This is a genomic window from Gloeobacter violaceus PCC 7421 (genome assembly GCF_000011385.1).
Taxonomy (GTDB): Bacteria; Cyanobacteriota; Cyanobacteriia; order Gloeobacterales; family Gloeobacteraceae; genus Gloeobacter; species Gloeobacter violaceus.
Genome location: NC_005125.1, coordinates 3,767,719 through 3,780,665 on the forward strand (window position 1 = coordinate 3,767,719; position 12,947 = coordinate 3,780,665).

The 12,947-nt window shown below is 62.0% G+C and carries 13 protein-coding genes; 10 read left to right on the top strand and 3 right to left on the bottom strand.

Annotated features, from left to right (window positions below):
• Positions 1–45: 45 nt before the first annotated feature.
• Positions 46–2,664 (bottom strand): ATP-dependent chaperone ClpB, encoded by a 2,619-nt coding sequence (gene clpB / locus GLL_RS18445; RefSeq protein WP_011143566.1) that lies wholly within the window; start codon positions 2,662–2,664, stop codon positions 46–48.
• Positions 2,665–2,847: 183 nt separating this feature from the next.
• Between clpB and GLL_RS18450 the strand changes: the two genes are divergently transcribed.
• From GLL_RS18450 to GLL_RS18460, 4 genes are all read left to right on the top strand, one after another.
• Positions 2,848–3,168, top strand: a complete 321-nt coding sequence (locus GLL_RS18450; protein WP_011143567.1) for a DUF29 domain-containing protein — start codon at positions 2,848–2,850, stop codon at positions 3,166–3,168.
• Positions 3,169–3,205: 37 nt separating this feature from the next.
• Positions 3,206–3,334 carry a hypothetical protein gene (locus GLL_RS23525; protein WP_269446164.1) on the top strand — a complete coding sequence of 43 codons (129 nt, stop codon included), beginning with the start codon at positions 3,206–3,208 and terminating at the stop codon, positions 3,332–3,334.
• Between the two features lie 52 nt (positions 3,335–3,386).
• Complete coding sequence (locus tag GLL_RS18455; RefSeq protein WP_011143568.1) at positions 3,387–4,217, top strand: 6-carboxytetrahydropterin synthase; 831 nt, start codon at positions 3,387–3,389, stop codon at positions 4,215–4,217.
• 351 nt (positions 4,218–4,568) lie between these two features.
• Positions 4,569–4,724 carry a hypothetical protein gene (locus GLL_RS18460; protein WP_164929320.1) on the top strand — a complete coding sequence of 52 codons (156 nt, stop codon included), beginning with the start codon at positions 4,569–4,571 and terminating at the stop codon, positions 4,722–4,724.
• A gap of 12 nt (positions 4,725–4,736) precedes the next feature.
• On the opposite strand, the gene GLL_RS18465 is transcribed toward GLL_RS18460, so the two are convergent.
• Positions 4,737–6,032: an FtsW/RodA/SpoVE family cell cycle protein gene (locus tag GLL_RS18465; RefSeq protein WP_011143570.1), complete on the bottom strand. Its 1,296-nt coding sequence runs from the start codon at positions 6,030–6,032 to the stop codon at positions 4,737–4,739.
• 64 nt (positions 6,033–6,096) lie between these two features.
• Complete coding sequence (locus tag GLL_RS18470; RefSeq protein ID WP_011143571.1) at positions 6,097–7,803, bottom strand: ArnT family glycosyltransferase; 1,707 nt, start codon at positions 7,801–7,803, stop codon at positions 6,097–6,099.
• A gap of 221 nt (positions 7,804–8,024) precedes the next feature.
• On the opposite strand from GLL_RS18470, the gene GLL_RS18475 reads away from it, so the two are divergent.
• The 6 genes from GLL_RS18475 to GLL_RS18500 all read left to right on the top strand — a co-directional run bounded on the left by GLL_RS18475 (position 8,025) and on the right by GLL_RS18500 (position 12,925).
• On the top strand, positions 8,025–8,405 hold the full coding sequence (locus GLL_RS18475; protein ID WP_164929321.1) for a hypothetical protein: 381 nt from the start codon (positions 8,025–8,027) through the stop codon (positions 8,403–8,405).
• A 64-nt stretch (positions 8,406–8,469) separates the two neighbouring features.
• Positions 8,470–9,033, top strand: a complete 564-nt coding sequence (locus tag GLL_RS18480) for a sigma-70 family RNA polymerase sigma factor (protein WP_011143573.1) — start codon at positions 8,470–8,472, stop codon at positions 9,031–9,033.
• The gene (locus tag GLL_RS18485; protein WP_164929322.1) at positions 9,030–9,350 is read left to right on the top strand and encodes a hypothetical protein; all 321 of its coding nucleotides are present in this window, start codon (positions 9,030–9,032) and stop codon (positions 9,348–9,350) included. Before GLL_RS18480 ends, GLL_RS18485 begins: the two co-directional genes overlap by 4 nt.
• Positions 9,337–9,774 carry a Spy/CpxP family protein refolding chaperone gene (locus GLL_RS18490; RefSeq protein ID WP_164929323.1) on the top strand — a complete coding sequence of 146 codons (438 nt, stop codon included), beginning with the start codon at positions 9,337–9,339 and terminating at the stop codon, positions 9,772–9,774. The genes GLL_RS18485 and GLL_RS18490 overlap by 14 nt, the downstream gene beginning before the upstream one ends.
• Before the next feature lie 26 nt (positions 9,775–9,800).
• Positions 9,801–10,859: a tRNA preQ1(34) S-adenosylmethionine ribosyltransferase-isomerase QueA gene (queA, locus tag GLL_RS18495; RefSeq protein WP_011143576.1), complete on the top strand. Its 1,059-nt coding sequence runs from the start codon at positions 9,801–9,803 to the stop codon at positions 10,857–10,859.
• A gap of 197 nt (positions 10,860–11,056) precedes the next feature.
• Positions 11,057–12,925: an alpha-amylase family glycosyl hydrolase gene (locus GLL_RS18500; RefSeq protein WP_164929324.1), complete on the top strand. Its 1,869-nt coding sequence runs from the start codon at positions 11,057–11,059 to the stop codon at positions 12,923–12,925.
• Positions 12,926–12,947: the final 22 nt, after the last annotated feature.

Below are 12,947 nucleotides of genomic sequence, written 5' to 3' on the forward strand. Positions count from 1 at the left end.
CACAAGGTGTCAGGTGTCAGGTGTCAGGTAAGTTCCACCTGACACCTAGACAACCGGCATGGCGCTTAGGCGGCGGAAGACGGGCCTTTCGTTCTCGATGTCGACAAAGATGGTGTCGCCGTCGTTAAAATCCCCCTTGAGCAATCCCCGGGCGAGCGGGTTGACCAGTTCATTCTGGATGGCCCGCTTGAGGGGGCGCGCACCGTAGACCGGGTCGTAGCCCGCCTCGACGATGTAGTCGATGGCGGCCTCGCTGAGCTTGAGGGTGATCTTGCGATCGGCCAGCCGCTTCTCCAGCCGTGCGATCTGCAGCTTGACGATGGCGGCGAGCTGATCGCGGCGCAGGTTGCGGAAGATGATGATGTCATCGACGCGGTTGAGAAATTCCGGCCGGAAGTGGACCTGCATGGCGCGCATCACCTCCTCGCGCATCTGCTCGTAGTAGGCGTCGTTGCCGCCCAGGCGCAAGATCGCATCGGAGCCGATGTTGCTGGTCATGATGATCACTGCGTTTTTGAAATCGATCGTGCGGCCCTGCGAATCGGTGATCCGCCCGTCGTCGAGCACCTGCAACAGCACGTTGAAGACGTCGTTGTGGGCTTTTTCGATCTCGTCAAAGAGCACCACCGCGTAGGGCCGGCGGCGCACCGCCTCGGTGAGCTGGCCGCCTTCGTCGTAGCCCACGTAGCCTGGGGGGGCACCAATCAGCCGCGAGACGCTGTGCTTCTCCATGTACTCGGACATGTCGATGCGCACCATGGCATTCTCGTCGTCGAACAAAAACGACGCGAGCGCCTTGGCAAGCTCGGTCTTGCCCACGCCGGTCGGCCCCAGAAAAATAAAGCTCGCGATCGGCCGGTTCGGGTCTGCAAGTCCGGCGCGCGATCGCTGAATGGCTTCAGAGACAATCCGCACCGCTTCTTCCTGCCCCACCACCCGCTTGTGCAACTCGTCTTCGAGGTGCAACAGCTTCTCGCGTTCGCTCGCCACCAGTTTGCTCACCGGGATGCCGGTCCACTTGGAGATGATTTCGGCGATGTCCTCCTCGGTGACCTCCTCGCGCAACAGCGACCGGCCACTGGTCTGGGTCTCGCTCAGTTGTTTGTCGGCCGCGTCGAGGCGCTTTTGCAATTCGGACAGTTTGCCGTATTTCAGTTCGGCGGCGCGGTTGAGGTCGTAGTCGCGCTCGGCCTGCTGGATCTGGACGTTGACTTGGTCGATTTCTTCTTTGACGGCCTGGACCTGGTCGATGATGTCCTTCTCGGCCTGCCACTGGGCGTTGAGGGAGCGCTGCTCTTCTTTGAGGTCGGCCAGTTCTTTTTCAAGCCGCTCCAGACGATCGCGCGAGGCGGCGTCGGACTCCTTGGCCAGCGACAGCCGCTCCATCTCCAGCTGCAGGATCTTGCGGTCGACCTCGTCGAGGGCCTCGGGCTTGGAGGTGATTTCCATCTTGAGCTTGGCCGCCGCCTCGTCCATCAAGTCGATCGCTTTGTCGGGCAAAAAACGGTCGCTGATGTAGCGATGAGAAAGCACCGCCGCCGCCACCAGGGCGCTGTCGGAGATGCGCACACCGTGGTGGACTTCGTAGCGCTCTTTGAGGCCGCGCAGAATCGAAATGGTGTCCTCGACCGTGGGTTGATCGACGTAGACCTGCTGGAAGCGGCGCTCCAGGGCAGCGTCTTTCTCGATGTATTTGCGGTATTCATCGAGGGTCGTAGCCCCAATGCAGCGCAGTTCGCCGCGGGCCAGCATCGGCTTGAGCAAATTGCCCGCGTCCATGGCGCCCTGGGTGGCACCCGCACCCACGACCGTGTGAATTTCGTCGATAAAAAGGACGATCTGCCCCTCGGACTTGGTCACCTCGTTGAGGACCGCCTTGAGCCGTTCTTCAAATTCGCCCCGGTACTTAGATCCGGCAATCAGTGCTCCCATGTCGAGGGCGATCAGCTTGCGGCCCTGGAGCGACTCGGGCACATCGCCGCTGACGATGCGCTGGGCGAGCCCCTCGGCGATGGCCGTCTTGCCCACGCCGGGTTCGCCAATCAGTACGGGGTTATTTTTGGTGCGGCGCGAGAGAATCTGGATGGTGCGGCGAATCTCCTCGTCGCGGCCGATCACCGGATCGAGCTTGCCTTCGCGGGCCAATTGGGTCAGATCCCGGCCGTATTTATCGAGCGACTCGTAGGTGCTTTCAGGATTCTGGCTGGTCACCTTCTGGTTGCCGCGCACCTGGGCCACGACCGCTTTAAGCTTCGCTTCATCGAGGCTGAATTCACGCAGAATCTGCTGTCCGAAGCGCACGTCCTTGGCGAAGGCCAGCACCAGGTGCTCGATCGAAATAAAATCGTCGCCGTACTCTTTGCGGAAACCCTCGGCGCGATCCAACAGCGCGTCGAGGCTGCGGCCGAGGTAGACGCTCTGGCCGGGGTTGGTGAGTTTGGGCTGGCGGTTGATAAACTGCTCGACCCGCTCGCCAAGCTTCGTCAGGTTCACACCCGCCTTGGTAAAAATCGAACCGGCCAACCCCCCGTCTTGATCCAGGAGCGCCTTAAAAAGATGTTCGCTCTCCAGCTGCTGCTGGCGGTACTCCTTAGCTACCTCGGTGGTGCGGACGATCGCATCCCAGGCCTTCTCGGTGAATTGGTTCGGGTTGTTGGGCTGCATAGGGGCTTCCTGTGCGATGACTTGTGGGGTCTAGGGTCATTGTAGGCAGTCGCCTGCCCCCCCGGCAGCCGGTTATCCGCCCGGCCGGGTGGGTATTTCCGCCCGGCCGCAGGGGGCACGGCGAATCTGAAGATTTTGCTGAGCAGTTACGATAGGCGCAAGCAATGCAACTGTGCGGGGTCGATGGATACCGGTTTGCAACCCCAACACCAGCGAAAGTGTTCGTACCGGAGCGATTTTCACGCCTGGACCGTCGAGCAGGCCGCCGCGCTGAAGGCCCGGCAGTGGGATCGGTTGGATATCGAAAATCTGGCGGAGGAGATCGAAGCTTTGGGCAGGGCGGAGCGCCGCGAACTGGAAAGTCGCCTGGCGGTCTTGATCGCTCATCTGCTCAAATGGCAGTTCCAGAGCGAGCGGCGCAGCAATTCCTGGCAGGCGACCATCGACGAGCAACGCGACCAAATTGCGCGGCTGCTCACCAGTCAACCGAGCCTGCAATCTTAATCTGGACGAAGCGTTTGGTGGAGCCTGGCGCTCCGGGGTGAGACTGGCGGTCCGGGACACGGATTTGCCCTACCACTACTTCCCGGTCGACTGCCCGTATACGTCGGCAGAAGTGTTGAGTCTGGAGTTTTTCCCGGAAGGCCCGAGGAAAACCGGCGGCAGCTAGCCCTGGTCGGTACCGTGTATCCTGATACAAGAGGTATCGAATTGTTGCGACTATGGGTTGCCTGATTGTGCGCCGTGCCCGCTTCAGTGCGGCTCATCGCTACTGGTTATCGGAACTAAGCGAAGCGGAAAACCGTTCGCGCTTCGGCCCCACCACCCGCATCCACGGGCACAACTACGTGCTGTTCGTCTCGATGCTGGGTCCGGTGGACGAGTACGGCATGGTGCTTAACCTAAGCGACGTCAAGCACGTGATTAAGCGCGAAGTGACCGCCCAGCTCGACACGAATTTGCTCAACGAAGCCTGGCCGGAACTTGCCGAGACTTTGCCCACCACCGAGCACCTCGCGCGCGTCATCTTTCACCGGCTTGTGCCCCACCTGCCCGTGGTGCGGGTGCAGTTATTCGAATCGGACGACCTTTGGGCTGAGTATCAGGGAGAAGGCATGCAAGCGTATCTGACCATTTCCGACCACTTCGCCGCCGCCCACCGGCTGGCCCTCGATTCGCTCTCGCTTGAAGAAAACACCGAGATTTACGGCCTGTGCGCCCGCCCGAACGGCCACGGCCACAACTACCACGTCGAAATTACCGTCAAGGGCGAAGTGGACGGACGCACCGGCATGCTGGTGGATCTGGCGGCATTACAGCAGATTCTCAAAGACAAGGTCCTGCTGCCCTTCGACCACACCTTCCTCAATAAGGACGTGCCCTACTTCGCCGGGGTGGTGCCCACTGCCGAAAATATCGCCCTCCATATCCGTGACCTGCTCGAAGAGCCGGTGCGGGCTTTGGGGGCGAGGCTCCACAAAGTGCGACTCATCGAGAGCCCGAACAACTCGGTCGAGGTCCATACCGAAAGCTACGCCCCGCTGGTGGGCTGACAAAAAAGCCTAGGCAGATGAACCGCACTCCCTGGTATCCAGCAGTTGTGCTGCTTGGCGCAAGTCTGTGGCAACTGGCACCTCCTTCGCAGATCACGTCAACAATCGAAGCAGCTGCGCGAGCTAACTTTGAGAGGTTCACGAAGCTTGAATGAGTATTCGGGCAGAATCATCTCTGGGCCAAGTACCTGGGAGAGGGCATGCAAGCGCATCTGATCGTTTACGACCACCACTTCTAAAAAAATATTCAACATATAGATAATCGAAACGACTTTTTTTGTCGCTGTTCTACTCAATAGTATTGACGAAGTCTAAGAACAGCAGGGCAAGCTAGCCAGAGCAAGGGGATCTTTGCGGCTTGCTGGAGAAACTGATCCCAAAAACGGCATCGCCGCCGACAACTTTATTCGTGTCGGTCACCTGCTTGCCCAGGAGATTCTTATCGAGAACCAGCAGGAGGCTGGCCGCTACTACGAAGTAGGTCTACCTACAGCCTCAGCCAAATAGACTTTCAACGGGCTACCGGCTACGGACAGCCGTATCGAGCAGGTACGCCGGCAAAGGCGACGGCTCCCGCCGGACAGGTTCGGAGGCGGGACGAGCGGCGGGCGCCACTGGGCGGGGCGGTGGCGCGGCGGGGCGGCGGCGCACGAAGCGCACCGCCGGGGCAAGGTTCATCTCGCAGGCGGCACGGATAAGCAGAGCGCAGCACAATAAGCTCGCAATCAAACCGCTGCCACCGTAGCTCATCAGCGGCAGCGGCATGCCCTTGGGCGGTACGGCACCGGTGACCACAGCGATGTGGAAGAATGCCTGGGTAACCAACAGCAGCGTCGCACCGGCGGCTATTAATCGGCGCGTAGGTTCGGCGCAGCGCACCGCCACCCGCAAGCCCACGACCAAAAAGAGCAACAAAAAGAGCACAAAGGCGGCGGCACCGACCAGGCCGAACTCCTCGCAAAAGACCGCGAAGATGAAATCGGAATAGGGGTAGGGCAAGAACGCCGATTTTTGGGCCGACAGGCCGAACCCGGTGCCTTGCAGGCCGCCGGAGCCGACGGCAAGCAGACTCTGCACCAACTGGTAACCTTCGCCCCGGGCTACCTCCCACGGATCGAGAAAAGCGGTCACCCGGCCCATCTGATAGGCGGTGGTGCTTACCTTCCAGGCAGCGACCGCGCCCCCGGCCGCCAGCACCGCAAATAAGCCGCCCAGGGGCAGACCCCCCGCAAAGCCCATCAGCCAGAGGGTGACACCAATCAGCGCAGCAGTACCCAGGTCAGGCTGGAGCAGCACGCCGCCCACCGTCAGGCCCGCAGCCACCAGACCGAGCAGGCGCGTAAAATTCGGCAGCCTTCGCCAGTTGGCGATCAGCGGGGCCGCCAGCAAAATGACGCAGGGCTTGATCAGTTCAGAAGGCTGCAGCGAGAAAGGCCCCAGCTGGAGCCAGCGGCGCGCGCCGTTCAGCTCGACGCCGATACCCGGAATTTTGACCAAAAACACCATCGCCAGCAGCACCCCGAACACCGGCAAAGCCACGGCAAACAGGCGGTCGATGCGCGTTCGGCACAGCCAGAACATCAGCAGCAACCCCACCGCCGCCGTGAGCGCCTGGCGCGTAAAAAATCGCAACCCGTCGTCGTACTGCAGCTCACCCACCGGCAAAGAAGCCGAAAAGAGCACCAGCAGGCCGAGGGCGAGCCAGCAGAGGATGAGCACGACCAGCAGGCGCGCCTCCGGCACCCATGCGTTCGGGCTGGTTTCGCCGGTGCGCTCCCGCAAAGGAGCCTGCAATCTTTCGAGAAGCGTAGGCATGGCGGCAAGAAGAATTTTGCCGTCAGTTTACCTGAAAGACGGGACGAAGTTGGCATATATGGGGTCAATTTCCCTCGCAGACACCAGGTTTTGAGTATCTGAGCTTCGAGCGCGGCGGGATGTCGTAGAGCCTGTAGATACCGGACGTGAAAATAATCGGAAAATCATCGAGGATCATCCAGTGTTCGCACAGGCGACCCTCGGTGGTCACCAGCAGCATGCGCCGGTCCTGGGCCATCTGGTAGCGCACCTCCGGGCTTTTTTGATAGACGGGGATGCGGTTGATGCCCGAGTAGAAATTGAGGCTGGGGGCGTAGACCCCCAAGGCGGCGGTCAAATCGCCCGGGCGCGCTTCGGTGCGCAGCCGGTCGGCCATAGCCAGCAAGGGCCTGTGCACCTGCGGTTCGAGCACGGGCATCAGGCCGCCAATCAAAGCTGGAAAGATGAGACTGTAGGCGAGCAGACAGGCAGCCCACGCCCAATCGGGCCGGGGCCTGAAGGCGGCAATCGCGACGGCGGCGGCGGCAATCAGGGCAATGGCGGCTAGGAGCCAGGGCAGGCCGGTCGCTTCGATGCTCGAACGCAACTCGGGCAGGGACGGGTCTTCGATGAAGTTGAGCGCAAAGGCAAAAGCCCCCGCAAGTAGCAGCATTCCAAGGGCTACCCCCCCCAGGCCGAAGCGCACCAGGAACTTCGGAGCGCCCGTGCGCTCCTCCCAAACCAGCGCACACAGCAAGGCCAGAGCCGGCAGGCCGGGCAGGATGTAGTGCGGCAGCTTCGTGGAGGCGGCACTCACAAATACCAGCACCACCGCGAACCAGAGGGCCAGAAACAACGGCAACTGCTCGCGGGGTGAGCGCGCAGCCCAGAAGCTTCGTCGCCACCAGTCAAAGTGCACCAGCCGGGGCAGGGTGGCCGGCAACAGCATAATCCACGGGAAAAAGCCCGCCGGGGTGACCAGCAGGTAGTAGTACCAAGGACCGGGCTGGTTGTCGACGACATTCAAAAAGCGGTTGACGTTGTGGTGGAAGAAAAACGTCTGCAAAAACTGGACGCCGTTGGCCTGGGTGACCAGAATGTACCAGGGTAAGGTCAACACGGCAAAAATCGCCACGGCGCTCACCCAGGGGATCTCCCCCAGCCGACGCCACTGGCCGGTCCACAGCAAAAACCCCAGCACGATGAGTCCAGGAAGCAGCAGGCCGATGGGACCCTTGATGAGCACCGCCCCGGCCACCGCCGCAAAGCCCAGCCGGTAACCCCAGGGGTGTTTGCCGCTGTAGGACCAGTACCAACCGAACAAGGCCACCGCCACGAAGCTGGTGAGACCCATGTCGGTGACCCCGGTGCGCCCGAGGGCCAGAAATAACGGGTTGGCCGCCAGGATCGTACCGGCCAGAAGCGCCACGCGGGGACTATAGAGCCGCAGGGCAAAGGCGTAGGTGGCCAGCACCAGCACCGTGGCAAACAGGGCCGAGGGCAGGCGCACGGCCCATTCGCCAACCCCAAGGACGCCGAAGCCCATCGCCATCAGCCAGTACAGCAAGACCGGCTTGTCGAAGTAGCGGATGCCGTTGAATACCGGCGTCACCCAATCGCCGGTCACGAACATCTGCCGGGCCACCTCCGCCGTCTCCGTTTCGGTGCGATCGAACAGGGTGTAGCCGTCCAGCCGCCAGAAGTAAAAGGCCAGGCACAACACCAAAAGACCCGCCACCGGAAAAACAATCGCACCGGCGACGGACTTGGGAGGAGATTCGGCGGCTGACATAGTTGGCTGGTGGTACCCATCGGGATCTGCGTGGCCACTTTAGCAGGATCGCCCTCCCGTCGGTAAGCATCCCTCCTTGGGCAAGGGCTTTTGGTATCGACGCTGGATTTTTGTATGCTCAAATACATAAACAAATATTCGCACTTCAGGTGAGGGGAAGGTGCTGGCAAACTCAGGGCTCATGGGGCATGCTGGTAATGGAAATTTGCTCAGGCAAAAACATGCTCCCCATCGACCTTGCGCGCTTGACGCGACTTGCTCGCCGCATCAAAGGTTGTTTTTCTCTGGTGCGCTTTGCCCGCTGCCCCGAGAAAAAGGCATGTCTACTTTTCAACGGACGCTACCCGGTGCACGTGGTCAGCACCGAGGCGCAGTACCAGCACTGTGAACTGCACGGCATCCCAGTTTTGCGCGCACCCTTGCCCGAGAGCGACGACGCGCTGTTGCGGGAACTGGCCACTGCCCTGGCGGTCGTGCGCGAAAGTGGGCACCAGCCGGTCGGTTTTTCTGAAGACGATCTGCCCGATCAAAGCGGTTACGATCTAGCCCAGGAGCTGGCTGGCCGCATCGAAGGCCACAACTGTCAGGGAAGCAACTGTTAGCGTCGCTGTGTGAACCTGTCTGTTCACCCGGGCGTCAATGGGTGTACAAAGCGAGAGAGGTTCGATGCGTGTGGGCGTTGCTGTGACCCAGGTGAGCGACGAGCAACTGGTCTGGCGGGCGAGTCGCTCCGACGGCCAGGCGTTTCGGGAGCTTTACCGGCGCTATGTCTCGAAGGTGCGCGGCCTGCTCTATCAGATGATGAGCGACATCGAAAGCCTGGATGATCTCACCCAGGAAGTTTTCGTCAAGGTCTTCAAGGCGCTGCCGGGTTTTCGGGGGGATGCCCAGTTTTCGACGTGGTTGTTCCGCATCGCCGTCAACTGCTGCCAGGACGCCCGCCGCCGCCGCGCCCGCCGGCCGATGGCCGTGCCCATAGACAATCTGCCGCTCGCCGCGCGCGGCGAGGATCCGCTCGGGCGCCTCGACCGCGAGCAGCTTGTGTCGCAGGCGCTCGCCACGCTCAAGGAAGAGCACCGCGATGTGGTGATTTTGCACGATCTGCACGATCGCCCGCAGGATGAAATTGCCAAACTGTTGAACGTGCCCGTCGGCACGGTCAAATCGCGGTTGTTCTACGCGCGCCGCCAGTTGCGCGAATGGTTCTACGCCCGGGGGATCGAGCTATGAGTGACCCGTTACAAGAATTTTTGCGCCGCAACGCTCCCGAGCCCCCCGCCCCGGCCAGGGATCTCGAGGAGCGCATTCTCGAAGCCACCCTGGCACCCACCCCGGCTCTGCCCCGGACGAGCCGCCGTCCACCGGCACTGGTAGCGGCGGCGAGTCTGACGCTGTTGCTTTTGGGCGGCCTCGGCCTCTGGCAGCAGCAGCAGTCGGGCGATCCCAAGGGCGAGCCGCCCTTCGAGACCGCCGGCTTGAATATTCGCGAACCCGATACATTCTTTGCCATCGACCCCCAGACCGATCTCTACGATGTGCGCTTCTAGAGTCCTGCCGCCGCTGTCCATCTTGCTGCTGGGTTTGTTGTTGGGAGCGGCGGGCACCCTCGCCGAGCCGGTCGCCGAATCGCTCGATCTGCGCGGGTTGGGGCTGAGTTCCGAGCAACGCAGCCGCATCCAGGATCTGCGCCGCGAAGACCAGCAGCAGGCGGCGCCTTTGCGCGACAACCTCAACAGCGAACAGCAGCAATTGCGCACGCTCTACACCAGCGACGCCCCCGACGATCAGTTGCGCTCCCAGTACGACCGCATGCAGGTCTACCGCCAAAGGCTCGATCGCCAGCGCTTCGAGAACCTACTGCGCATCCGCTCCGTCCTCACCCCAGGCCAGCGCACCCAGTTGCGCGCCCGCTTCGTGGAGCGCGGCGGTCGCGGCGGCGGCCGCGGCGGCGGTCCCCTGGGCCAACCCTGAAGGCCGGGCGGGTTAAGATCCGTCCCATGAACGCGCCCATTGATGAACGCGACTTTTTGACCGATAGCTACGACTACGCGCTGCCGGAGCGTTGCATCGCCCAGCAACCCGCCGAGCCGCGCGACCATTCGCGGCTATTGGTGGTGGACGGGGAGGCCCACACCCACCGCTACTTTTACGACCTGCCGGGGTTGCTGCGGCCCGGAGATCTGCTGGTACTCAACGACACCCGCGTGATCCCCGCCCGCTTGTTCGGCAGCAAGGCGAGCGGCGGTCGGGTGGAGGTGCTGCTGCTGGAGCCGCGCGCCCCCCGCGAATGGCTGTGCCTGGTCAAACCGGCCCGGCGGCTCGCCGTCGGCGCCCGGATCGACTTTGACGGGGTGCTTGCCGCCCGGGTCACGGAGCTGGACGCCGAGACCGGCGGGCGCTGGTTGCGCTTCGAGGGCGAGGAAGACTTCGAGGCGGCCCTCGAGCGCGTCGGTCACACGCCCCTGCCGCCTTACCTCAAAACGGGCCGCACCCGCGACGAGCGCTATCAGACCCTCTGGGCGAGCCGGCCGGGGGCGGTGGCCGCCCCGACCGCGGGCTTGCACTTCAGCGGGGAGTTGCTCGCCCGTCTGGCCGAGCGGGGCATCGAGCGCGCGACCGTCACCCTGCACGTGGGCCTGGGCACCTTCCGCCCCGTACAGTCCGTTTCCGTCCATACCCATCGGATGCACCGCGAGTGGTACGAGATTCCCGAGGCGACCGCCATCGCCATCGAGCGCACCCGGTCGCGGGGCGGCCGGGTGCTGGCCGTGGGCACCACCAGTGCCCGTGCCCTCGAAAGTGCGGCGCAACCGAACGGTTTGCCGGCCACCGGCCCGGGCCGCTCGGAGTTGTTTGTCTACCCGGGCTACCGCTGGCGGGTGGTGGAGGGGCTGATCACCAACTTCCACCTGCCCAGGTCCAGTTTGCTGATGCTGGTCAGCAGCCTGGTGGGCCGGGAGCGGCTGCTGGCCCTTTACCGGGAGGCCGTCGACAAAGGTTATCGCTTCTATTCGTTCGGGGATGCGATGTTGATTTTGCCGGGCGCCGGGGCTTGAGAGATTGACTTTCACCGACGGGCAAGAGCGCCCTGGTGAGCGGCAGCAGCGGCATCTGATATTTACTCGGCCGGAGAAGTTGTGACTTGCTCGACAGGTAAAGCGTGCATAACATTCTTGATCTCGATCTAGAAAAAGCAGGTAACTCGAAGCCTATCGGAATTTCATTGATCAGCCCCTCGATAAGTGGAGAAGATATGGACATATTAGAAGTTGGAGCCCATCCTTTCGTAGGCGATGCCGGAGCATTGAAGGTGCGATTCGGCGTCTATTTGCCCAGCATTACCTTTGCGAAAGGATACGAAGTACTCGTCAGAATCATTCATAAAAGTGACCAATTCACCCCTGAGATTCCGCCGCAGGATTATTTTCTGACGTGCCGGGACGACCACCCCTACGATCTGTGGGAAGCTACCGTCGAGCTGACTTCTCAGCCGCATCCGGCGAACCACTTCGGTAAACCGGGAGTCTATCTCTACCGCTACCAGTTGCGGCGCCACGGAGAAATTGTGACGCTCTGGTTTACAGACCCGTTTGCCCGGGAGACGGGAGTGGGCGAGCTGGCGGCTTTTCACACTCCCGATACCGACCCACCCTTCGTCTGGAGCGACGCCGATTTCAGGGTGCCGCCTCTGGATGATCTGGTGGTTTACGAGCTGCAGGTGGACGAATTCAACAACGACTTTGCAGGGCTGATCGAGCAACTCGATTATCTCGAAGGATTGGGAGTCAACTGCCTCGAACTGATGCCCATCACCAGCGTCCGCCAGGAGTTCGACTGGGGCTATGGTCCTCTGCATTTTTGGGCGCCGGAGGAGCGCTACGGCGGCAAGCGGGGTTTCAAGCAACTGGTGAACGCCTGCCACGAGCGAGGCATCGCAGTGATTCTCGACTCGGTTTATGAACACGTCGAAGACAACTTTCCCTACGCGCGGGTCTACCGGGACAGCGGCGAACCCAACCCGATAATCGGTCCATTTGGGGAAGGCTTTTTTGGAACACAGATCGATTTTGCCCAGCCTTTCGCCCGCGAATACTTTCTGGAGTGCAACCGCTACTGGCTGCGGGAGCACCACGTCGACGGCTTTCGCTACGACTATGTGCCGGGGATGTACGACGGCCCGCTGGGCCAGGGTTACGCGAAACTGGTCTACGACACCTACGAGGACTCGCTCGCCGAGGCCCAACTGGCGGCCCGCTTCCAAGATCCCGCCGGGTTCAGCCGGATCATCCAGTGCGCCGAGCACCTGCCGGATCCGCGCGGCATCCTGCGGCAGACCTTCTCCAACTGCGCCTGGCAGAACGAGCTGCTGAACAAGGTCGAGAACATGGCCGGGCAGCGCTACGTGGACGACCGCTTCGCTCACTTGCTCGATACGCGCCTGATCGGGTACCCGGACACCCGCGACGCCGAGGGGCTCGCCATGCCCGTCGCCCCCTTCCAGTACTTCGAGACCCACGACCACAGCCGGCTTATCACCCGCTATGGTCTACTGCCGCCCCTCGGCGGTACAGGCGACATCCAGTACGGGGATCGCCGCAACTTCTTCAAGCTCCAGCCGTTTGCGATCGCCTTGTACACCTGCCAGGGGATCCCAATGTTGTGGCAGGGTCAGGAGTTTGCCGAAAATTACACGCTGCCGGGGGGCGGCAACCTGCGCATTTCCTTCCGGCGAGACATCCACTGGGAGTTCTTCTACGACGAACAGGGCCGCGCCCTGGTGCGCCTCTACCGCATCCTGGCAAAGCTCCGACGCCAGTGCCCGGCGCTACGCAGCCGCGAATCGTTCTATTTCAACGAACAGTCGCGCCCCGGCGACGGGGTAATCGCCTATCTGCGCCGGACACCGGAGGATGCCGACGCACAGGTGGCCGTCGTCTGCCTCAACTTCAGCGACAGCCCTCACCAGATCTGGTTACCCTTCCCTAGCACCGGCACCTACCGCGAGCAGATCGATGCGGCAAGCGCCAACCCGACCTACGACATCGACGTTGCCGTTGCCGGGGAATTTCACAAAGTGGAAATTCCTGCCAACTACGGCCGCATTTACCTCCACGGCGGGTGAGGCGCTACTCTGTTCATGCGGG